Source organism: Burkholderia sp. HAN2018 (genome assembly GCF_024704855.1).
In the GTDB taxonomy this organism is placed as follows: Bacteria; Pseudomonadota; Gammaproteobacteria; order Burkholderiales; family Burkholderiaceae; genus Burkholderia; species Burkholderia cepacia.
In genome coordinates this window covers 1-21693 of the sequence record NZ_QOBB01000255.1, presented here as the reverse complement: position 1 = coordinate 21693, position 21693 = coordinate 1, and the positions used below count along the sequence as shown (strand labels likewise).

Annotated in this window: 15 protein-coding genes; 10 read left to right on the top strand and 5 right to left on the bottom strand. The window is 61.1% G+C overall.

Going from position 1 to position 21693, the window contains the following annotated elements; genetic code table 11:
• Positions 1–117: 117 nt before the first annotated feature.
• Both DPV74_RS35495 and DPV74_RS35490 read right to left on the bottom strand, forming a co-directional pair.
• Positions 118–1251: a hypothetical protein gene (locus DPV74_RS35495; protein WP_119338886.1), complete on the bottom strand. Its 1134-nt coding sequence runs from the start codon at positions 1249–1251 to the stop codon at positions 118–120.
• A gap of 65 nt (positions 1252–1316) precedes the next feature.
• Positions 1317–2783: a carbohydrate porin gene (locus tag DPV74_RS35490; RefSeq protein ID WP_119338885.1), complete on the bottom strand. Its 1467-nt coding sequence runs from the start codon at positions 2781–2783 to the stop codon at positions 1317–1319.
• Between the two features lie 873 nt (positions 2784–3656).
• On the opposite strand from DPV74_RS35490, the gene DPV74_RS35485 reads away from it, so the two are divergent.
• The 3 genes from DPV74_RS35485 (at position 3657) to DPV74_RS35475 (ending at position 6412) form a co-directional block, all read left to right on the top strand.
• Positions 3657–5213 carry a tetratricopeptide repeat protein gene (locus DPV74_RS35485; protein ID WP_226152139.1) on the top strand — a complete coding sequence of 519 codons (1557 nt, stop codon included), beginning with the start codon at positions 3657–3659 and terminating at the stop codon, positions 5211–5213.
• 588 nt (positions 5214–5801) lie between these two features.
• Entirely contained in the window at positions 5802–5924 is a 123-nt protein-coding gene (locus DPV74_RS35480) for a hypothetical protein (protein ID WP_257943103.1), read from the top strand.
• 308 nt (positions 5925–6232) lie between these two features.
• Positions 6233–6412, top strand: coding sequence for a hypothetical protein (locus DPV74_RS35475; protein ID WP_060084008.1), 180 nt, complete (start codon positions 6233–6235; stop codon positions 6410–6412).
• A gap of 232 nt (positions 6413–6644) precedes the next feature.
• On the opposite strand, the gene DPV74_RS35470 is transcribed toward DPV74_RS35475, so the two are convergent.
• Positions 6645–7355, bottom strand: coding sequence for a response regulator transcription factor (locus tag DPV74_RS35470; protein ID WP_060084007.1), 711 nt, complete (start codon positions 7353–7355; stop codon positions 6645–6647).
• A 362-nt stretch (positions 7356–7717) separates the two neighbouring features.
• Here DPV74_RS35470 and DPV74_RS35465 point away from each other — a divergent pair, with 362 nt between their 5' ends.
• From DPV74_RS35465 to DPV74_RS35455, 3 genes are all read left to right on the top strand, one after another.
• Positions 7718–8026 carry an H-NS family nucleoid-associated regulatory protein gene (locus DPV74_RS35465; RefSeq protein WP_226152138.1) on the top strand — a complete coding sequence of 103 codons (309 nt, stop codon included), beginning with the start codon at positions 7718–7720 and terminating at the stop codon, positions 8024–8026.
• A 605-nt stretch (positions 8027–8631) separates the two neighbouring features.
• Entirely contained in the window at positions 8632–14169 is a 5538-nt protein-coding gene (locus DPV74_RS35460) for a YadA-like family protein (protein WP_119338888.1), read from the top strand.
• A gap of 4 nt (positions 14170–14173) precedes the next feature.
• Complete coding sequence (locus tag DPV74_RS35455) at positions 14174–15067, top strand: EAL domain-containing protein (RefSeq protein WP_081076376.1); 894 nt, start codon at positions 14174–14176, stop codon at positions 15065–15067.
• A gap of 291 nt (positions 15068–15358) precedes the next feature.
• Here DPV74_RS35455 and DPV74_RS35450 read toward each other — a convergent pair whose 3' ends face one another.
• On the bottom strand, positions 15359–16042 hold the full coding sequence (locus DPV74_RS35450) for a GntR family transcriptional regulator (protein ID WP_049098221.1): 684 nt from the start codon (positions 16040–16042) through the stop codon (positions 15359–15361).
• A 542-nt stretch (positions 16043–16584) separates the two neighbouring features.
• Here DPV74_RS35450 and DPV74_RS35445 point away from each other — a divergent pair.
• The 3 genes from DPV74_RS35445 to groL all read left to right on the top strand — a co-directional run bounded on the left by DPV74_RS35445 (position 16585) and on the right by groL (position 19995).
• Complete coding sequence (locus DPV74_RS35445; protein WP_060193825.1) at positions 16585–17355, top strand: response regulator transcription factor; 771 nt, start codon at positions 16585–16587, stop codon at positions 17353–17355.
• A gap of 659 nt (positions 17356–18014) precedes the next feature.
• Complete coding sequence (gene groES / locus DPV74_RS35440; protein WP_011351136.1) at positions 18015–18308, top strand: co-chaperone GroES; 294 nt, start codon at positions 18015–18017, stop codon at positions 18306–18308.
• Between the two features lie 46 nt (positions 18309–18354).
• Positions 18355–19995 carry a chaperonin GroEL gene (gene groL / locus DPV74_RS35435; RefSeq protein WP_021163332.1) on the top strand — a complete coding sequence of 547 codons (1641 nt, stop codon included), beginning with the start codon at positions 18355–18357 and terminating at the stop codon, positions 19993–19995.
• A gap of 188 nt (positions 19996–20183) precedes the next feature.
• Here the strand turns inward: groL and DPV74_RS35430 are convergent, their stop codons facing one another.
• Positions 20184–21050, bottom strand: a complete 867-nt coding sequence (locus DPV74_RS35430; RefSeq protein ID WP_027788204.1) for a hydroxymethylpyrimidine/phosphomethylpyrimidine kinase — start codon at positions 21048–21050, stop codon at positions 20184–20186.
• A gap of 254 nt (positions 21051–21304) precedes the next feature.
• Here DPV74_RS35430 and DPV74_RS35425 point away from each other — a divergent pair, with 254 nt between their 5' ends.
• Positions 21305–21475, top strand: a complete 171-nt coding sequence (locus tag DPV74_RS35425; RefSeq protein ID WP_004186709.1) for a rubredoxin — start codon at positions 21305–21307, stop codon at positions 21473–21475.
• Positions 21476–21693: the final 218 nt, after the last annotated feature.

The window sequence follows — 21693 nt, the reverse complement described above, 5'->3', positions numbered from 1 at the left end:
CGGCCGGCATCGACGCCGCCGCGAGGCCGGCGGCCACCGCGGCGCCGCCCGCCTTCAGGAAGCCGCGCCGTGCGGGGCGGGGCGGCTGGTTGTGATCGTCTGCCATGGTTCGTTCCGTTACTTCGCGAGCAACAGCGTGTTGACGTCGTCCGCGACGTAGTAGAAACCGTCGCCCTCGGGCGTCATCGCGATGCCGAACAGGTTGCCGTTGCCGGGGGGCGACTGCGCCTTGTCGGTGTTGATCCAGCGCGCGTAGAGCTGCTTGCCGGCGACCGGGTCGATCTCGACGACCTGGCCGTTCTGCGCGTTGGTCGCGAGCAGGTGGCCGTTCGGTGCGGTCGCGAGCGCGAGCGGGCGGCGCAGGAAACCGTCGGCGGTGACCTGGCGGCCGACGCCCGCGCTGGTGTCGCGCGTGAGCGGGTCGTCGATCTCGACGATCCGGTTGCCGATCGCGTCCGACACGTACAGCTTCTTCTGGTCGCCGGACAACGCGAGGCCGGTCGGGCCGACCAGGAACACGCCCTTGTCGGCCTGCGCGCCGAGGCCGCTCGCGACGACCGTTTCCTGCTTGATGACGGGCGGCTTGCCCCCCGGTACGTCGAGATCGAGGCGCAGCACGGTCGCCTGCTTGTAGACGGGCGGGTTGCCGTCCGCGCGGCCGACGCCGAAGCCGGCCATGCTGACGAACAGCGTCGCGCTGTCGCCGCGGTCGACCACGGCCATGTTGCCCCACGGGTCGTTGATGTTCGGGGTCGACCACGTCGATGCGATCTTGCCCTGCGGATCGAGCACGATCAGGCAGCCGGCCCCCTTGGTGTTCGTCGTGCCGTCGTTGCTCGGCGTGCTGCCGACGATCACCCAGCCGGATTTGAGCATCGTCATCGCCGTCGACAGGCCGATGCCGCCCGGGCACGCCTTCAGGTCGCGCGGGATCGATGCGAACAGGCTCAGCTGCTTCGTCGACGGGCGGTAGTCGACGATCGTGCTGCCGGTACCTTGCAGGTTCGCCGCGTTGTTGAAGTTGTCGACGAGCACGTCGCCCGCCTGGATCGTCCCGGCCGACACCGGCGCGACCGCGATCGCGTACGGGTTCTGGTCGCCGTTGTCGGGCACCGTGTTGACGAGCGTGGTGTGGCGATGCAGCGTCTCGAGGAAACCTTGCGGCTCGGCGAGTGCGCCGGCGGCGGCCGTCAGTGCGGCGGCGGCCAGTGCGCCCGTCGCGAGGCGGCGAAGCGGGGCGGATTGAATCATGTGAATCTCCTGGAGGGCGCGCCGTCCGGGCGGCGCGCGAAAAACGGGTAGCGTGGGCGCGTCGCTCAGAACGTGATCGTCGTACGCGCGCCGAGCACGAACGTGTTGCGCAGCGGCTGCGTCGCGTCGCTCGGGTTCTGGCCGGCGCCCGCGTTGAACGTGTACTGCGCGTCGGCCTGGACGATCCACCACGGGTTCACCTGGTACTGGTAGGTCGCCTCGAGCGTCGTCTCGCGGGTGCGCACGCCGTACGGGCCGGTCGCGAACGTCCGCGCGGCCTGGTCGAGGTCGGTCACGTGGTTGCCGACCTGGATGTACGTGACGCCGAGGCCGACGCTGTCGTTGTCGCGGCCTTCGAACGGCGCCTTCAGCACGATCCCCGCATTGGCCGAGAAGCTCACCAGGTTGCGGTCGCCCGGCGCGCCCATCACGCGCGCGAACACGCCGAGGCTGCGCGGGCCGGTCGGGTCGGGGCGCCAGATCATCTGGTCGGCCACCGCGTAGAAGCTGTAGTCGCCGTGGCGCAGCTGCGCGTTGCCGTTCGACGCGGGATCGGAGAGCGACAGCCCGTCGGTGCCCACGTTCTGGTCCGCGAAGCGGCCGTTGTGATACCAGACGCCGATCTTGTAGGTGCCCGGCAGCCCGTTCGAGCGGCCGGTGTCCATTTCGCCGTCGGACGGCTGGTTCAGCGCGTACTGCAGCTCGCCGATATAGAGCGTGCCGTTGTGCAGGTTGAAGCTGGTGCCGCTGAGGTTGTTCGGGTTGTTGCCGAGCGGGTCGCCGTCGAACACGCCCGCGAGCGCGGTGAGCTTCGGCGTGATCTGCGCGCGCACGCGCACGCCGAGGCCCGCGAGCGGATACGCGGGGCCGCCGTTGGGCAGGTCGTACGACGGCAGTGCGGGCCAGCCGAACATCGTGTTGACGAACGTGTTCGCATACGTGCTGACCATGAATTCCTGGTCCAGGCTCTGCTGGCCGATCTTCACGTCGACGCGCTTGTCGAGGAACGACTGCTGGTACCACAGCTCCCACAGGCGCGTCGTGCCCTGCGCCTCGATGCCGCTCGCGGTGTTGAGCGTGCCGAGGTTCCGCGCGCTCAGGTTGGTGCCGTGGATCTGCAGCGCGCTGACGTTGAACGTGCCGCCGGCCAGGCCGATCGCCTTCTGCGTGTCGACCGTCAACGTGGCCGTCGTCAATCCGTCGTACGCGCCGCCGCGGTTCAGGCCGCCGCGCAGGTTCGCGAGGTATTCGCTGGTTTCGGTGATCTGCAGCGTCGCGCCGTACTTGCCGAGCCACGGGCGGATGCCGCCCATGTCGCCGAGCAGGCTCTGGCGCGTCCAGATGCCGGTCCACATGTTGGTCGGCTTCGCCTGGATCGAGAGGTCGGCCTCGGGTGCTTCGGGTTGTGCGTCGACGGGCACGTCGGCGAAAGCGGCGCCGCTCGCGAACGACGCGCATGCGAGGATGGCCGCGCAGGCGGCGGGGCGCATCCGGGCACGGACGCTGTCTCCCTGGAACGACGCAAACTTCATATCAAATCCCTGGTTTTAATTAGTGTGGAGTCCTGCTTGTCGATCGCTGTCCGGACGCTCGGCTCCGATTGGCCAGGGCACGAAGCGAAGCGCAACGCGGCGCATCGTAGGAGTGTCAAATGGGAAAGTCAATGTAAACGAGAATGATTCGCATTAAATTACCGAATGTAATCCAGGGGCTTACGGAGAGGGCGTTTGGCGTGTTTAGTGCGGAGGTAAACCGTAAATATCGGCGTAATGAAAATGAATGCTTCGATGTGAAGCGATGGATCCGCGGGGCGGGGCACGCGAGGCATCCGGCTGGGTTCCGGCGGTTGATGTCGAGGCTCGTTCAGATTCGGACGGCCCGTGTTGTCGAAGCAAGGCTTCCGGACGAGGCACGCTTCCGTCGTTGAGTCGATGGTTCGCATGATTTTGAATGACCGGTTCTCGCAGGCCGATGACGGTGATCGCCGAAGGCCGCAAATGCCTCCCTCTTTCTGGATGTGACAATCGTTCAAATCTCGCCGTGTGCGGACGCGTACCATCGTCAATGCTCTGTTACCGGAGCACTTCCCCTCGGATTTGACGCCAAGCTCACGCTTGGCCTTTTTTCTGATCGAGGTTTTTTGCTGGGCAGGATGCTTTCGGACGGCATCCGGTCACGACCGATCTCTGGATAACGTTTGTTCAACGACGGCTCGCGGTCTGGTTGAATTTTCAAACTGACACGTCGACGTTGGAAGGGCCCCCGGAAATCGCCGGTCTTCGACGCGTGCCCATGCAACACCGGCAAATCGGCATTGAGGCGGTAATGGATATCCAGCGTCCATATTCCGGGTCCGAACTGCGCTGCGGAACGTTCACTGCTGTGGACTGCTGATCGGAGTTGCTGTGGAATCGAATCTTGAAGATATCCAGTTGTGCTACGACAAGGCCATCGACGCTTATAACGCTGGCCAGCCTGAACTCGCTCTTCGGTTGGTCGAGGACGTTCTGAAGGAATGCCCCTCAAGTGGTGATGTCCTGCATCTGAGGGGGCTGATCGCTTTTTCGTTGGGTAAGGCCGAGGATAGGGCTGAGGAGGCAGAGGACTGGTTCAAGAGGGCTATTGACGCGTCTCCCAATGCTATCTTCTACAACAGCCTGAGCGTGGTGCAAACACGATTGAGGGCATTTTCGCAGGCGGCAGCAAGCGCGCGAAGCGGTCTGGCGTTTGCCGAAGATCACCAGCCGGATCTGGACACTTCGAAGTTGTTGTACAACCTGTGTCTGGCTTTGGTGCTGGACGAAAAACCGGAAGACGGCATCGATATTTGTCGACGCACGATTGAACGAAATCCGGCACGTTCGGATGCCTATAGCTATATGGGCGTGTGTCTCAGCCTGTTGGGCGAGACCGACCTCGCGATCAGTGCGTATCGTCGAGCAATCGAGTTGGATCCCAAAAATCTCGTAGCCTGCGGCAATCTTGGATATGCATTGCTTCGCGCCGGTGAATATAGGGAGGCCTGGCCATACTTCGAACACCGGTGGGTAACCATGCTGGCGGGCGATTCGTATCCCGGGGCGAAGTACCCGGCTTTGCCGATCCGTCGGTGGCAGGGGCAAGGGCTGCCGCCTGGCGAAAACCGCCTGCTCGTTCTGGCCGAGCAGGGATTGGGCGATACGTTGCATTTTTGTCGATATCTCGAAATGGCGCTTCGGCAATTCACGGCAGTTGGCCTTTTATGCCCGAAACCACTGCGCCGGCTGCTGACTGATTCGCTCTGCTCTCGGTGGCCAAATCTGACGCTGCTCGACGACAAGTCATTCGATCCGCTTCGGTGGGACTGGTATTGCCCGCTGCTGTCGCTGCCGATGGCCTTCGGAACGCAAGTAGACAACATTCCCGCCGATCTGCCTTATTTGTACGCGAATCGGCGACGGTCGCGAAAATGGTCATCGAAGGTGGCGAAGTTGCAGCCACGCACCTTGCCACGCATCGGGGTGGTCTGGGCGGGAGGGCATTCGGGCACGCCCGATGATCGCCGGCGTAGTATCGATCTGGATACGATGGCGCCATTGCTTGCGTGGCCTCACGCGCACTGGATCAGCTTGCAGAAGGCGGATGACATTTCGAAAGAGCTTTCTCACGAGAAGTATCCACACGTAGTCGACTGGATGCACGAGGTGAGGGACTTTGCCGATACAGCGGCCCTCATCGACGCGCTGGATCTTGTCATTTCCGTTGATACCGCGGTCGCTCACCTGGCCGCAGCCATGGGGAAGCGCGTGTGGTTACTGAACCGGTACGCGGGCTGCTGGCGCTGGTTGCGCAATCGCGACGACAGTCCGTGGTATCCCGGCATGCGACTCTTTACCCAGACCGCGCGTGGAAACTGGACTGACGTAATCGAACGCGTCTTGTCTGAATTGGAGCTCACGGCCTCGGCTTTGTCGACGAGATGAAGTCAAATGTTGCGTGAGGTGTATTGGCGTGAGTAGTTGGCAAACGGGTCAATCGGAACTGCTACCCGGATCGTGCCGAACTACGGCTTCCAGGCGCTTCTGACGACCGTGTCGAGTGTCCGCTGGCCGGTTGTGACCGTTCGATGTAGCGCATGAATATTCGATATTCCGATCCAGTCAACTGAAGTTTCGATGTCTTTGGCGGAGTAAAATTCGCGAGTATGATTATTTGTATTGCTAATAAAAAATATGGTGTTGCATTAAATCCGGCCTCACCCATGGGCGTCTATGACGCCCCTCTTCCGGGGCAACGAGTGCCTCCACCGGGGATGCGTTCAGGGACCGTCGAAAAGTCCGGTCAGCCATCGAGACTCGGGGCGCTCGTGACCAAGGCATCTTCATTGCGATCGACGCTACCACGGTCGACGCGACCGCCCCAATCACGCATCGTGCGGCCGACCATCGGGCGTTTGAATCGAGTCGACGCTTCCAGGCGCGGTCCAAGCGTTGGTGCGCAGATTTCCCGGTGTGGGTCGATCGGCGCATTCGGCCTAACGATGCAGTGGTGGCGCTGAAATGAATAGAGCGATGTTCGGCATGTGCGGTCTGCTGATCTGCGGACTTGTCGTGGCACTGGTGATCGTCCTGGAAACGGCGCCGACACCGCAGGAAAAAATCGCGCAGGTGGCAAAGCCCGCGAAGGTGAAGTGAAGATGCGTGTTCTGTTGACATTGTGGGGAAGCGCGATCGCACTGGCTGTCTGTGTGGCCTGGCTTGCCGATCGCCCCAAACATGGTGAGCCTGTGCCGCTTGCGTCTCGACTGATTCAAGGCTCGGCGAAATCGATCATCACGCCGCCGCGTGAGCAGGCTCGGTAACGGCGGCTCGCGCCGTCTCTGGTGCCGGTTGCGTACGTACCGATGCCGGAAGCGAAGTTCCGGCCTTGTGCAGCACAGAGTGAGACTTCATGCGGTGATATTCGGGGGCGATCGATGCGATTCGTGGCTTCCGATGTGAGGATGAAAATGCAACATTCCCTTTATCGAGTTCTGAGCGTCACGGCGTTCGCCTGGAAGTTGACGGCACCGGCAGAGCGGGAAGTCATGGTCAAGGGTGCGTCGACGATCGATATCGACCGCCGTATCGTGCAACCAGCCGTCGGCTTGCGCGACGGTCAGTGCGACGACGCGATTGTCTGACTGCAATCGCTCGGTGCCCACCGGGCAGCCGAACGAGCCGCGACAGCGCCGGGATCGCTGCAGATTGTCGTCGATCCCGGTTGCGTGTGGTTCGCAGCTGGATTCATCGATCACGTATGGCGTCTTCAGCATCGGTCTTTGCGCCTGTCTTGAACTCAAACTGCATATGTTGCTGCTGTAACGACGCTGGCGGGCACACAGAGCCGAATGTCGTGAGCGCTCTAGGAAGCCGTTACTCCGCATCGTCCGTGTGACTGGAATCGAGCAACTCCAACCGGTACCCGTGATTGTAAACAGCGCGAAGTCGAACACCGTTTTCGGGCGTGATTCGCAGCTTGGAACGCACGCGATAGATGTGTGTATCGAGCGTCCTGGAGATGTGGTCGCTATGGCGTCCCCATATCGACTTGATCAACGCTTCGCGAGGCATTGCGCGACCACAATTTTGAAAAAGCGCAACGGCGACGTTGAATTCTCTCGATGTCAGTTTAATCGGCTCGTCACTCAGGAACACGGTTTCGGTCACGAGATCCAGACGGTAACGACCGATGTTGATCGATGTCGGCGTCGCGTTCACGGGATAGGCCCGCCGCAGGAGTGCACGGACTCTTGCGATCAGCTCATGGCGCCGGACAGGCTTGACCATGTAGTCATCAGCGCCTGCATCAAGCGCAACGACAAGCTGTTCCTCGCGCACTCGATTCGTCAGGAACAACACGGGGAGGTCTCTGCCGACTCGCGCACGAATCCAGGCAAGGACTTCCAGCCCGGAAATATCCGGCAAGTTCCAGTCGAGCACGATCAGGTTGAAGGTATCGGTTTCGAGGAGGCGTATGGCTTCTGCGCCGCGGGTAGCGCTTCGGACATCGAACCTTTCTGCGATCAGGACATCGCAGATAAACGCAGCCTGTGCTGGCTCGTCGTCAACGGTAAGAATTTTCATTGGAACCATTTTTTTCGTGTTGCTTAAATCCGTGCATACCCTCGTGCGTGGGGCAGCTTGTGTTTTCAGATTTAAGTGAAAGCTAATCGAAATATTTTGTCTGGGCGTTGTATGGCCGAATGGCAGGATTGATTTGCGAAATAGAGTGACATTCTTGAGCGGTCTTTTTGTCAACTTTTATGAACAGAATGGATATTGGGGCGCGGTTGATGTGTGACAAATGTTGTCAATCGCTATTGCTCGTCGATATAGCATGTTTCATATGGATTGTTGGGCGAGTGCGAGTTCAGGTAGTGGAGTGTTTTTGTGTTGTCGACTCGATCGGTGCTTATTTTTATGTTTTACGAGATGTAATTATATAAATGCGCAACCTGGAGTCTCATCGGCGGTATTTGGAAAGAAGGGCGAATCTGGAGGCTCGAATTGCTGAAGAGCGGCGAGCGGCTGCTGAGGCGATTTTGCTCGAGATTAGATATTGCGTCCGTGAGTTTGGATTTTCTCCTGAGGATATATTTACGGCCGATATCCTGCGCCGTGCGACGAAACGGCGGCCGCGTTATTTCGACCCGGTCAGCGGAGCGACGTGGTCAGGAGTAGGGCGGGCGCCTGAGTGGATTCGCGATAAGGATCGCAAGCAGTTTGAGATATCCAATTTTGACCGTGAGAATTGAGCAATCGGGTTTTCCCGATGATGCGACGGTCGCGTGTGCATGTCTCCCGGTGTTGCGTCGGCAATTGTAATGGTGTGAAGGGCCGTCAATCTCTGAAGTGTTTGGGTCACGATCCATCTTTTAATGAAGATGAGTATTGGCGTCGACGGTGAGGGGTAAATATAAATTGTCGGGGTGAGGCGCGCGGCGACTGTTCCTGTTGCTGTGTGCTCGGTGATGTTTTTCGATAATAAGGTTAATTCGTTTAAAAACATATCGAAATAATTTTCATGATTTTCGCGCGATGGAACTGACGCGCCTGCAGCGGAGGAATGGGAGTCGCTGATTGTCGGTGTGGTCGTTTCGATAGCAAGCACTTTTTATATTTTTGCCAGCAGTAGATGAAATCAGCATTCGGCATCTCGTATGGCGCTATGCCGACATGACACTGCGCGACATTTTCCGCAGCGGCCGGCCCGGCGAAGGACGGGGGCTGGGTGCAAAGGCATAAAAGTCGCCCACGATGAACTCCCCGCGGGGCTGCGGGGAATTGTGTTTCTTTCACAAGAGCCGCTGTTTTTTGGTGCGAGTTCCGATCGGCCGGACAGTACAACAGGGAGAACAAAATGAACAAGATTTACAAGAATGTCTGGTGCGAGAAGACGGGCACCTATGTGGCCGCATCGGAAACTGCGAAAGGGCGAAGGGCGGGTGGGACGAGCGCCGTAGTGGGGGCGTTGACTGCTGTGGTGTTGTTGGGGGGAGGATCCTTCGCGTCGCCGGACGTGTATGCCGCTGCATTTGTCGTTTGTGGCAATGCATCGACTGCTGCTCTCATTCCGACGGGCCCGACAACCAGCTACAACATGGGCTGTACCACCGGCAGCGACGTGCTTTTCATGGGCGGCTATTCAGGGGGGCCGGGAATCAATTCGGGCGCCAGCACGTCGACCACATGGATCACTGTCAACAACGCGACGACGCCAAGTTCGAGCGTCACCGGCTCCATACCGGGGCAGTCGATCGAACTGTATGCACCGGGAAGCATCATCCTGAATGGCAGTAACGTCAACGTATCCAGCAATAAAATCATCAACCTTGCGAACGGTACCGTTGCCGCCGGCAGCGGGGACGCGGTCAACGGCGGCCAACTGTTTACGCTGTCGACTTCGACGTCGACCGGCTTGTCGTCGGCCACCAGCTCGATTTCTTCGCTGTCGACGTCGACTTCGACGGGGCTGTCGTCCGCGAACAGCTCGATCACGTCGCTGTCGACCTCGGCGTCGACGGGCTTGTCGTCGGCCACCAGTTCGATTTCTTCGCTGTCCACGTCGACCTCGACGGGCATTAGCTCGCTGTCCACTGGCCTGAGTTCGGCTAATAGCACGGTGTCGTCGCTGTCGACTTCGACGTCGACTGGCTTGTCGTCGGCCACCAGCTCGATTTCTTCGCTGTCGACGTCGACTTCGACGGGGTTGTCGTCCGCGAACAGCTCGATCACGTCGCTGTCGACCTCGGCGTCGACGGGCCTGTCGTCGGCGAACAGTTCGATCTCCTCGTTGTCCACGTCGACCTCGACGGGCATCAGCTCGCTGTCGACCGGCCTGAGCTCGACCAACAGCTCGGTGTCGTCGCTGTCGACCTCGACGTCGACGGGTTTGTCGTCCGCGAACAGCTCGATCACGTCGCTGTCGACCTCGACGTCGACGGGCCTGTCGTCGGCGAACAGTTCGATATCCTCGTTGTCCACGTCGACCTCGACTGGCTTGTCGTCGGCCAACAGCTCGATTTCTTCGCTGTCCACCTCGACTTCGACGGGCATCGGCTCGCTGTCGACCGGCCTGAGTTCGACGGATAGCTCGGTGTCATCGCTGTCGACTTCCACGTCGACGGGGCTGTCGTCGGCGAATAGCTCAATCTCCTCGTTGTCGACCTCGACTTCGACGGGTCTGTCGTCGGCGAACAGTTCGATCTCCTCGTTGTCCACGTCGACCTCGACGGGCATCAGCTCGCTGTCGACCGGCCTGAGCTCGACCAACAGCTCGGTGTCGTCGCTGTCGACCTCGACGTCGACGGGTTTGTCGTCCGCGAACAGCTCGATTTCTTCGCTGTCCACCTCGACTTCGACGGGCATCAACTCGTTGTCGACCGGCCTGAGCTCGACGGATAGCTCGGTGTCGTCGCTGTCGACTTCCACGTCGACGGGTTTGTCGTCGGCGAATAGCTCAATCTCCTCGTTGTCGACCTCGACGTCGACGGGTTTGTCGTCAGCCAACAGCTCGATTTCTTCGCTGTCCACGTCGACCTCGACGGGCATCAACTCGTTGTCGACGGGCCTGAGCTCGACGAATAGCTCGGTGTCGTCGCTGTCGACTTCCACATCGACGGGTTTGTCGTCGGCGAACAGCTCGATCTCTTCGTTGTCCACGTCGACCTCGACGGGCATTAACTCGCTGTCGACGGGCTTGAGCTCGACGGATAGTACGGTGTCGTCGCTGTCGACCTCGACGTCGACGGGTTTGTCGTCGGCCAACAGCTCGATTTCTTCGCTGTCCACGTCGACTTCGACGGGCATCGGCTCGCTGTCGACGGGCCTGAGCTCGACCAATAGCTCGGTGTCGTCGCTGTCGACTTCCACGTCGACGGGTTTGTCGTCGGCGAACAGCTCGATCTCTTCGTTGTCCACGTCGACCTCGACGGGCATCAACTCGCTGTCGACGGGCCTGAGCTCGACGGATAGCTCGGTGTCGTCGCTGTCGACCTCGACGTCGACCGGTCTGTCGTCGGCCAACAGCTCGATCTCCTCACTGTCCACGTCGACCTCGACGGGCATCAACTCGCTGTCGACCGGTCTGAGCTCGACGGATAGCTCGGTGTCGTCGTTGTCGACTTCGACGTCGACGGGTTTGTCGTCGGCGAATAGCTCGATTTCTTCGCTGTCCACGTCGACCTCGACGGGCATCAGCTCGCTGTCGACGGGCCTGAGCTCGACCGACAGCTCGGTGTCGTCGCTGTCGACTTCGACGTCGACCGGCTTGTCATCGGCCAACAGTTCGATTTCTTCGCTGTCCACGTCGACCTCGACGGGCATAAGCTCGCTGTCGACGGGCCTGAGCTCGACCGATAGCTCGGTGTCGTCGTTGTCGACCTCGACGTCGACTGGCTTGTCGTCGGCCAACAGCTCGATTTCTTCGCTGTCCACGTCGACTTCGACGGGCCTCAACTCGTTGTCGACGGGCCTGAGTTCGACCGATAGCTCGGTGTCGTCGCTGTCGACCTCGACGTCGACGGGTTTGTCGTCGGCCAACAGCTCGATTTCTTCGCTGTCCACGTCGACTTCGACGGGCCTCAACTCGTTGTCGACGGGCCTGAGTTCGACCGATAGCTCGGTGTCGTCGCTGTCGACTTCGACTTCGACGGGTTTGTCGTCGGCCAACAGCTCGATCTCCTCGTTGTCCACGTCGACCTCGACAGGGCTCTCGTCCGCGAACAGCTCGATCACGTCGCTGTCGACCTCGACGTCGACCGGTCTGTCGTCGGCGAACAGCTCGATCTCCTCGCTGTCCACCTCGACCTCGACGGGCATCAACTCGCTGTCGACGGGCCTGAGCTCGACCGATAGCACGGTGTCGTCGCTGTCGACTTCAACGTCGACGGGTTTGTCGTCGGCCAACAGCTCGATTTCTTCGCTGTCCACGTCGACTTCGACGGGCCTCAACTCGTTGTCGACGGGCCTGAGTTCGACCGATAGCTCGGTGTCGTCGCTGTCGACCTCGACGTCGACGGGGCTGTCGTCCGCGAACAGCTCGATCACGTCGCTGTCGACTTCGACGTCGACGGGCCTGTCGTCGGCGAACAGCTCGATATCTTCGCTGTCCACGTCGACTTCGACGGGGCTGTCGTCCGCGAATAGCTCGATTTCTTCGCTGTCCACCTCGACTTCGACGGGCATCAACTCGCTGTCGACGGGCCTGAGCTCGACGGATAGCACGGTGTCGTCGCTGTCGACGTCAACATCGACCGGTCTTTCGACGGCGAGCAGCTCGATTTCTTCGCTGTCCACCTCGACCTCGACGGGCATCAACTCGCTGTCGACGGGCCTGAGCTCGACGGATAGCTCGGTATCGTCGCTGTCGACTTCCACGTCGACGGGGCTGTCGTCGACGAATAGCTCAATCTCTTCGTTGTCCACCTCGACGTCGACGGGTCTGTCGTCCGCAAACAGCTCGATCACGTCGCTGTCGACTTCGACGTCGACCGGTCTGTCGTCGGCGAACAGCTCGATCTCCTCGCTGTCCACGTCGACCTCGACGGGTCTGTCGTCCGCGAACAGCTCGATCACGTCGCTGTCGACTTCGACGTCGACCGGCTTGTCGTCGGCCACCAGCTCGATTTCCTCGCTGTCCACGTCGACTTCGACCAGCATCGGCTCGCTGTCCACCGGCCTGAGCAGCACGAACAGCACGATCCTGTCGCTGTCCACCTCGACGTCGACGGGTATCGGCTCCTTGTCCACGGGTCTCAGTTCGACCAACAGTTCGATGACGTCGCTGTCCACGTCGACCTCGACCGCGATCGAAGCCGCGAAAACGCACTACTTCAGCGTTAACGATGGCGGTGCGCCAGGGGCGAACTACGCGAACAGCGCCGCGACGGGCCTCTACTCGTTGGCCGCCGGCGTCGGCGCCAGCGCTGCGGGCGCAAGCAGCGTCGCGGTCGGCAACGGCTCGAACGCACAATCGGACGGCTCGGTCGCGATCGGTCAAAGCGCGTCGGCAACAGGCGGCAAGGCCGTGTCGATCGGCTCCGGCAATACCGCGAGCGGCGACGGCGCGGTCGCGATCGGCGACCCGAGCGTCGCGACGGGCACCGGCGCAGTCGCGATGGGCGCGAACGACACGGCGACCGGTACCGGCGCAGTGGCGCTCGGCAACGCGAGCACGGCAACCGGCAACAGCGCGCTCGCACTCGGCAACTCGAGCCAGGCCACCGCGGACAACACGATCGCACTCGGCAACCAGGCCACGGCCAGCGCGATCGGCGCGCAAGCCTACGGGTCGGGCGCGACGGCCAGCGCGACCAACGCACTCGCGCTCGGTTCGAATGCCACCGCGAACGTCGCCAACTCGATCGCGCTCGGTGCGAACGCGGTCACCGGCAATGCGGTCGCGGTGTCGAGCGTCACGGTCGGCGGTGTCGCGTACTCGGTCGCCGGCACCAGTCCGGTGGGCGTCCTGAGCATCGGTTCGCCGGGCGCGGAACGCCAGATCACGAACGTCGCTGCCGGCCAGGTGTCGGCCACCAGCACGGACGCGATCAACGGCAGCCAGTTGAACGCGACGAACCAGGCGGTCAACAACCTGTCGACGTCGACCGCGACGAACGTCGCATCGCTGTCGACAGGTATCAACTCGCTGTCGACGGGCCTGAGCTCGACCAATAGCAACGTGTCTGCGCTGTCCACCTCGACCTCAACCGCGATCAACGCGCTGTCGACATCGACGGCGGCCGGTCTCAGTTCCCTGTCCACCGGCCTGAGCACGACGAACAACAGCGTGGCCTCGCTGTCGACTGGCGTGACAAACATCAACAACCAGTTGAGTCAGCTTTCCACGTTGATGACGACGAACACGACGAACACCGGCGGCATCGCCGCCGACATGAACGGCACCGGCTCCGACAAACCAACCGTCACTGCCGGCTCGAACTCGGTGGCAATCGGCGCGAATTCGAACGACGGCGGTCGCTCGAACGTGGTGTCGGTCGGCAGCGACACGCAGCAGCGCCAGATCACGAACGTCGCGCCGGGTACGCAAGGCACCGACGCGGTGAACGTGAACCAGCTGACGCAGGTGCAGACGACGCTGTCGACGGCACTGTCGGGCCAGCAGGCGCAGATCAACTCGCTGGGTTCGCAACTGCAGCAGACCGACCAGATGGCGAAGCAGGGTATCGCGGCCGTCGGCGCGATGGCGTCGATCCCGCAGCTCGATCGTGACGCCAACTTCGGGATGGGTGTGGGCACGTCGACCTTCCTCGGCCAGAAGGCGATGGCGGTCAACATGCAGGCGCGCATCACGGACAACCTGAAGGCGTCGATCAACGGCGGCTTCAGCGGCGGTCAGAAGGTGATCGGCGCCGGCATGCTGTATCAGTGGAAATAATTGCATGTTCGCGCACGGCCGACTGAAAGCCCGGAGCGGGAGCAAGGCGTATCGGCGGGCACCGGAATTTCGAGTGCGTGCATTGGAGATCGCTGTGGATGGTGCGGCCGTGCGTTGCAATACCGATGATCTTGTCGAAGACGCGGAGCGTGGATTGGCGCGGAAGGAGTTCTTTTTCGTTTATCAGCCAAAGCTCCGCCTTCAGACCGGATTGTTGTCCGGATTCGAGTCATTGATACGCTGGCAGCATCCGGAGCGCGGCGTGTTGATGCCGGCGGCGTTCATTGACCTCGTCGAAGATTCGCATCTGACATGCCGATTCACTGATTATGTGGTCGAGGAGTCCGCGCGCGTGCTCGCCGGTTGGGCTGCGCTCGGCTATGACGATTTGTCTCTGTCCGTCAATTTGCCCGCTCATGAAGTCACGCGGCCGGGAATGGCAAGAAGACTGGCGCTCGTTCTGGATTCCTACGCCGTCCGTGCCGCGAATTTTCAGATTGAACTGACGGAGTCCATTGATCCTGGCCCGATAGAGGCACTTGCCGCGGCCGTGTCATCGATTCGAGATCTTGGGGCGAGCGTTGCGATCGATGATTTTGGTTCGGGGTGCTGGTCGTTGACCAAATTGCATGGCCTGGCTGTCGATACACTCAAGCTGGATCGATCCTTCATGCGCGACGTTCATGAAAGTGCTGAATCGAGAGCGATGGTCGAAGCGCTCGTCGAGCTTGGGAGCCGCTTGAAGAAGAACGTCGTAGTGGAGGGTGTCGAAACCAGGGCTCAGTTCGAGTGGCTGAGAGAAATGATGCAGATTGATTGCCAGGGATACTACATCTCCGAACCCGTTCGAGAGGAGCAGGTGGATCGATTGATCGAACGATGCGGAATTCCGGGGTGAAGCGAGGGCGTTGTTGTTCAGGGGGAATCCACTTGACCGCGGCCTGGCAGGGCGTGACGAGTGTGGCACTCCGTGACGGGTCGACATGGGCGGGGTGTCCACGCGATGCCTTCAGGGGATGATGCCGTTGCGTCAAAACCGGCATGCTTACGAGCGAGCGTGCGCATTATTTGCCGGGCACAGGCGCAGGCTCGACTCATCGAAGGCGCGGGATCGAACGTGCCATGTGACGCATGAAAGGACAGGGCGCAACCTTGAGTCGATATCGCGAATCGAAACCGAAAAGTACGATCAGGCCGATACGCGCGAGTGATGTGGTTCAAAGTCGCGAGTAAAGCAATCTCGCGTGAATGCGTCGATATAGTCCATCATCAAATCGGATGAGCGTCCGGCTTCCTGCTCGTCACCGGCAGCGACTGCTCGCGCGACTCTCGTGTGCTGCAGGCTCGCCGACGGCAAATCATCCAGCTGCTTGTGATACATGAAGTAAAAGCGTCGCGACAGGGCATGTAACGGCGCGATGGCCTCGGCGGCGAACCGATTCCGTGAAAACTGCGCGATGAGTTGATTGATCGCATAGACGCATCTCAAGTAGGCGACGACGTCTCGAGATTCGCCTGCCGCGTCGAGTTTTTTGGCGATTTCGCGGATCTGTTCGCGCTCCTCTGGCAATGACCGCCGTGCAGCGCGTTGCGCGATGAGGCGTTGGAGTTCACGGCGCGTTTCAAGTACGAGCAACTGATCATGAATGTTCGGGACGGTGATCATGATGCCGTGTCGTGGAACGATCTGAAGGAGATGCGACGCAGCCAGTCGTTGCGCGGCCTCGCGAACCGGCGTTCTCCCGGTATTCAGCTTTTCTGCGAGAGAGGCCTCGGACCAGACGCTGCCGGGTGCAAGCTCCAGCGTGACGATGAGTTCCTCGAGTTTATCGTGGGCTTGTTCGGCCAGGGTACTGCCAGTCAGTCCGTTCATTTGCCTAAGTGTTTGCCTGAAGAATATCACTAACATATTAGTCAGGTCCCCCCTTGTTTTCAACTCGAGACTTAAAAAGGGCAAGTTCGAGGAACGGGTTTACCCCCCTTTGATCTTTGGCAGGTGTCTCGATATCCTACTGATATGTCAGTAACATTTGAGTGGCATGGTATGTGGATGCGCCATTTCAAGCCAGGACGGGCGATGAGTTTGCTCGACGCGTCGTTCGCTATCGAGGCCGGCATGAAATGGCAATCCAGGCGCCGGCTTGCCTGACAGGCTCGCGACGGTCTGCCAATCCGCATCGTCGACGCCGCTCTTTGGTGTTGGGCACGGAACAGCGGGTACTTGGAGAAGTTGATGACGGGAAAGGTTGCAAGGTCGTGTATCGCTGGATGGTGAGGTTGATGTAGGGGTGAGATGAGGTTGGTTTCAATCGGTCGGCATTATCAAAAACAAAACATACGTTCAGACCTGTGTATTCAGGCGATCGATTTGGAGTGCGATGAAAATCATTCGGGTCGACGAAGGCTGGGGGTGTTATGAGTATCTTGTTAGTGGAAGGGGATCACGATCAGGCGTCGGCCCTTGAAAGGGCGCTGCACGGGTCGGGTCAGGAAATTTTCCGGGTGTGCGATAGCACACGGGCTGTTCAGTTTCTGAAAAAGGAGAGGGTCGAACTCATCGTGCTCGATTGGCGAATTCCAGATGCCAACGGCCTGAATTTGCTGCACTGGATTCGGGCCAACGTCGGAGATGAACCGGTCGTTTTGTTCCTTGCCGCGAGAACGCTTGAAGCAGATGTTGCCGCCGCGCTGGACGCAGGAGCCGACGAGTACATCGGCAAGCCGTTCCGCGAGATCGAGTTGGCCGCTCGAGTCAACGCGCTGTTGCGTCGAAATGGCCGCAACAAGAAACCCGACAGCAGGGTCGAGGTCGGTGCGTATGTGTTGAACCCGCTGGCGCGCACAATCGCCGTGCACGGAAAGATCATCGACTTGACGGCAAAGGAATTTGCGCTGGCAAATTTCCTGTTCACCAACATCGGGAGCGTGCTTTCCCGGGATTCCTTGTCGACGCTGGCGTGGGGGCGAGCGCTCGATGGAACATCGCGGAGCCTCGACACGCATATCTATCGACTTCGACAAAAATTGGCGCTTCGTCCGGAAAACGGGCTTCAATTGAGTGCCGTGTATACGCATGGCTACCGGCTCGATATGGTCGACGACTTTTCGATGGCGGAGAATTTTGCGGCCCCCGGCGCGGTCCCGCAGCGTGCGATCGCCGAGAGCCCTGCTTCCGCGCTGGTTTAGACAATTCCGGGAGATTCGTCCGTCTAATTGTGTGATGGTGATCCGGGCTGCTCTCGGCGGTTATCGCGTGGGCAGCCCGTTTCGCGCCAGCGATTTCGTGGATCCGATGCATGACGTGTCGACGGGCAGGTCGTCCGGGTCCTGTGCGATTCCGTGCGCCAGCCATGGCGCAGCAAGATGATGAACTTCTCTTGTCCAGAAGGGACGAATGCGGGGCGGTGCCTCCTCCCCGCGGGCGCAGTGGGGTATTCGTACCCCATATAATTTGCCTGGGTTTGCCCGGATACGCGGGATATCCCTGAGGGATCGTGGCCGTGTGGTTTTCTGGTGGGGACGGATCGGGCAAGTGGCGCGCGGCGTCTTCCCGGTTTCTCGGGCTGTCGCCTGGGTTTATGTCCAAGCTATTGTTTTTGCAGGACATATCGGGGGTGTTCCTGGTTCGTCGAGGTTGTCCCGGGTTCACGTTTGGGTGAGCAACGTTCGAGGTCGAGCGGGCTTCGCCGGCCCGAAAAAAACCGTCAATCCCCCTTCTTGAATTTGTCAAAACCCGTCCATATAATTAGCACTCGCTGCACGAGAGTGCTAACAATTCTCTGCCGGGCGATAAGCCGGGCAGATTCCCTAAGCGTTCTTCAATCTCAGTCAAGAGAGGAGTGAATATGAACCTTCGTCCTTTGCACGATCGCGTGATCGTCAAGCGCCTGGATCAGGAAACCAAGACCGCCTCGGGCATCGTGATCCCCGACGCCGCTGCTGAAAAGCCGGACCAGGGCGAAGTCCTGGCCGTCGGCCCGGGCAAGCGTGACGACAAGGGTGCCCCGATCGCGCTCGACGTGAAGGTCGGCGATCGCGTCCTGTTCGGCAAGTACGCAGGCCAGACCGTGAAGGTCGACGGCAACGAACTGCTGGTCATGCGCGAAGAAGACATCATGGCCGTGGTCAACGCCAAGTAAGCGTCCACCGACGGTACATATTCCCAAGAATTCAAGGAGTTAGAAGATGGCAGCTAAAGACGTCGTATTCGGCGATTCCGCCCGTTCGAAGATGGTCGAAGGCGTGAACATTCTCGCCAACGCAGTCAAGGTCACGCTGGGTCCGAAGGGCCGCAACGTGGTGCTCGAGCGCAGCTTCGGCGGCCCGACGGTCACCAAGGACGGTGTGTCGGTCGCGAAGGAAATCGAGCTGAAGGACAAGCTCCAGAACATGGGCGCGCAAATGGTCAAGGAAGTTGCTTCCAAGACCAGCGACAACGCAGGCGACGGCACGACGACGGCAACCGTCCTCGCGCAATCGATCGTTCGCGAAGGCATGAAGTACGTCGCATCGGGCATGAACCCGATGGACCTGAAGCGCGGCATCGACAAGGCAGTCGCAGCGGCTGTCGACGAGCTGAAGAAGATCAGCAAGCCGTGCACGACGAACAAGGAAATCGCACAGGTCGGCTCGATCTCGGCGAACAGCGACACGTCGATCGGCGATCGCATCGCTGAAGCGATGGACAAGGTCGGCAAGGAAGGCGTCATCACCGTCGAAGACGGCAAGTCGCTGGCCGACGAACTCGACGTCGTCGAAGGCATGCAGTTCGACCGCGGTTACCTGTCGCCGTACTTCATCAACAACCCGGAAAAGCAAGTCGCCGTCCTCGACAACCCGTTCGTGCTGCTGCACGACAAGAAGGTGTCGAACATCCGTGATCTGCTGCCGGTGCTCGAGCAAGTCGCGAAGGCTGGCCGTCCGCTGCTGATCATCGCGGAAGACATCGAAGGCGAAGCGCTCGCAACGCTGGTCGTGAACAACATCCGCGGCATCCTGAAGACCGTTGCGGTCAAGGCGCCTGGCTTCGGCGATCGTCGCAAGGCGATGCTGGAAGACATCGCGATCCTGACGGGCGGCCAAGTGATCGCCGAAGAAACCGGCCTGACGCTCGAGAAGGCAACGCTGGCAGAACTGGGCCAGGCGAAGCGCATCGAAGTGGGCAAGGAAAACACGACGATCATCGACGGCGCAGGCGAAGCCGTGAACATCGAAGCACGCGTGAAGCAAGTGCGCGCGCAAATCGAAGAAGCGACGTCGGACTACGACCGTGAAAAGCTGCAAGAGCGCGTGGCCAAGCTGGCCGGCGGTGTTGCAGTGATCAAGGTCGGCGCAGCGACCGAAGTCGAAATGAAGGAAAAGAAGGCACGTGTCGAAGACGCACTGCACGCAACGCGCGCAGCTGTGGAAGAAGGCATCGTGGCAGGTGGCGGCGTTGCGCTGATCCGCGCTCGCACCGCGATCGCAGGCCTGACCGGCGCGAACGCCGACCAGAACGCCGGCATCAAGATCGTGCTGCGCGCAATGGAAGAGCCGCTGCGTCAGATCGTCACGAACGGCGGCGAAGAAGCCAGCGTCGTGGTGGCGGCAGTTGCTGCAGGTACGGGCAACTACGGCTACAACGCAGCGACGGGCGAGTACGTCGACATGGTCGAAGCCGGCGTCGTCGACCCGACCAAGGTCACGCGTACCGCACTGCAGAACGCAGCTTCGGTTGCAGGCCTGCTGCTGACGACGGACGCAGCTGTTGCCGAACTGCCGAAGGAAGACGCACCGATGCCGGGCGGCATGCCGGGCGGCATGGGCGGCATGGGCATGGACATGTAATCGACTTCGGTCGATGGTGTCCGGAGCGCGCAGCGATGCGCGTTCCAGCCAAAAGAAAAGACCCGCAGCGATGCGGGTCTTTTTTTATTGGTGCCGTTGAATCGGCGGCGGGCGCGGGACGGCCGGGGTGCGGCAAGGATGGCGCCGCGAGTTCGCCGCGACGGCGGGACGGGCCCGCCGTGTCCGGCTCAATGCCGGTGCGACGTCCTCGGCACCGGGTCGACCTTCACTGCCGGCGGGGTATCCGCGTCTTCATTGCTGCGCGCCCAGAAGAACCGGTCGGGCAAATACGCGCCCATGCCGGGCCGGAAAGCGTCACGCACGGCCTGGTACAGGTATTCCTGCGCCTCACGAACCGCTTCGGGCGGCTCCTGGCCGTTCGCGAGCAGTGCCGCGATGGCCGCGCCCAGCGTGTCGGTGATGCCCATCAGCCGATGCGGCGAACGATCCCACATGTCCTCGCGCAGCTGGCCTTCTTCGCCGTACAGCGTGTTGACGAGCCGGTGCGAGCCGGTCTCGGACGACAGGATGTACTCGCAGCCCTGCGACAGCAGGTGCGACACGGCTGCGTCGAGATTCGGCGCCTCGGCGTCGCCGTCCGGTTGCGCGAGCGCGATCAGCGTCGCGTAGTCGGCAACCAGCAGCGTGGTTTGCGGCGCGAGCAGGTCGGCGATCGATTCGCGCAGGTCGTCGGCGGCGAGCACGTGTTCGTCGTCGAGCGTGAAGTCCGGCGCGAGCACGAGCGGCACGCCGTCGTAGTCGGCGACGACCTCGGCGATCGCGCTCACGACTTCCGCACGTGTCGCCGCGCCGATCTTGAACGCGGCAACCGGCATGTCTTCGAGCAGCATGCGCGCCTGGGCGGCAACCACGTCGGGATCGAGACCGGTGACTTCGTCGCAGGCGGCCGAGTCGCGCACCGTGTAGCCCGTCAGGACGGACACGCCGTGACAGCCCATGCTCGCCAGGGTCATCAGATCGGCTTGGAGGCCGGAGCCGCCGGTGGGATCGGACAGGCCGAAGGTGAGGACGATCGGAGGGGCGTTGCTGGACATGTAAAAATGGGGCAAGAGAAAAACGGGAAAGCGACGGACATGCGGACGGCGAGGCGAATTGGGCGTTTTCGGCCCTGTGTTGCCCGGCAGGCCGCACTTTTCAGCCATTATGCGGCGGAATCCGGCCCGCACGACGGATTTTTTAGCGCAGCGCAACGTAGTCGCCTTACTCCAGCGCGATTGCTAGGCAGTCCGGCCCCGACACGGTACCATCATGGCTCCCGAATTTACCGACTTTCCCGACGCGGCTTAAGATGGAATACAAGAGCTGGATGTGCCTGATTTGTGGCTGGATTTATGACGAAGAAGCCGGGCTGCCCGAAGAGGGCATCGCCCCGGGCACGCGCTGGGAAGACGTCCCGATCAACTGGACGTGTCCTGAATGCGGCGCCCGCAAGGAAGACTTCGAGATGGTCCAGATCTGACCGGACCCTCGGCCCACGGCACACCGCTCAGGCCTCGCATCGGTCCGGCGCTCGCGCGTCGAGGCCTGCGCGAGCGACTTGACGATGACAGGCGCGCGTGTGCATGAGGCCCGAACCGGCGAACGTTCCCCACCCTGACGCATTGCCCAACCCGCGCGGCGGGGCCGTGCGCGCGGCCGACGCGTGGCTTGCGGCGGCCGCCGACGCATTCGAGCGTC

Excerpts from the sequence above, each read along its gene's own strand:
- DPV74_RS35455 (WP_081076376.1), top strand. The coding sequence starts at position 14,174 with ATGTTCGCGCACGGCCGACTGAAAGCCCGGAGCGGGAGCAAGGCGTAT.
- DPV74_RS35490 (WP_119338885.1), bottom strand. The coding sequence starts at position 2,783 with ATGAAGTTTGCGTCGTTCCAGGGAGACAGCGTCCGTGCCCGGATGCGC.
- groL (WP_021163332.1), top strand. The coding sequence starts at position 18,355 with ATGGCAGCTAAAGACGTCGTATTCGGCGATTCCGCCCGTTCGAAGATG.
- DPV74_RS35475 (WP_060084008.1), top strand. The coding sequence starts at position 6,233 with ATGAAAATGCAACATTCCCTTTATCGAGTTCTGAGCGTCACGGCGTTC.
- groES (WP_011351136.1), top strand. The coding sequence starts at position 18,015 with ATGAACCTTCGTCCTTTGCACGATCGCGTGATCGTCAAGCGCCTGGAT.
- DPV74_RS35470 (WP_060084007.1), bottom strand. The coding sequence starts at position 7,355 with ATGAAAATTCTTACCGTTGACGACGAGCCAGCACAGGCTGCGTTTATC.
- DPV74_RS35465 (WP_226152138.1), top strand. The coding sequence starts at position 7,718 with ATGCGCAACCTGGAGTCTCATCGGCGGTATTTGGAAAGAAGGGCGAAT.
- DPV74_RS35480 (WP_257943103.1), top strand. The coding sequence starts at position 5,802 with ATGTTCGGCATGTGCGGTCTGCTGATCTGCGGACTTGTCGTGGCACTG.
- DPV74_RS35425 (WP_004186709.1), top strand. The coding sequence starts at position 21,305 with ATGGAATACAAGAGCTGGATGTGCCTGATTTGTGGCTGGATTTATGAC.
- DPV74_RS35450 (WP_049098221.1), bottom strand. The coding sequence starts at position 16,042 with ATGAACGGACTGACTGGCAGTACCCTGGCCGAACAAGCCCACGATAAA.
- DPV74_RS35495 (WP_119338886.1), bottom strand. The coding sequence starts at position 1,251 with ATGATTCAATCCGCCCCGCTTCGCCGCCTCGCGACGGGCGCACTGGCC.
- DPV74_RS35445 (WP_060193825.1), top strand. The coding sequence starts at position 16,585 with ATGAGTATCTTGTTAGTGGAAGGGGATCACGATCAGGCGTCGGCCCTT.
- DPV74_RS35430 (WP_027788204.1), bottom strand. The coding sequence starts at position 21,050 with ATGTCCAGCAACGCCCCTCCGATCGTCCTCACCTTCGGCCTGTCCGAT.
- DPV74_RS35460 (WP_119338888.1), top strand. The coding sequence starts at position 8,632 with ATGAACAAGATTTACAAGAATGTCTGGTGCGAGAAGACGGGCACCTAT.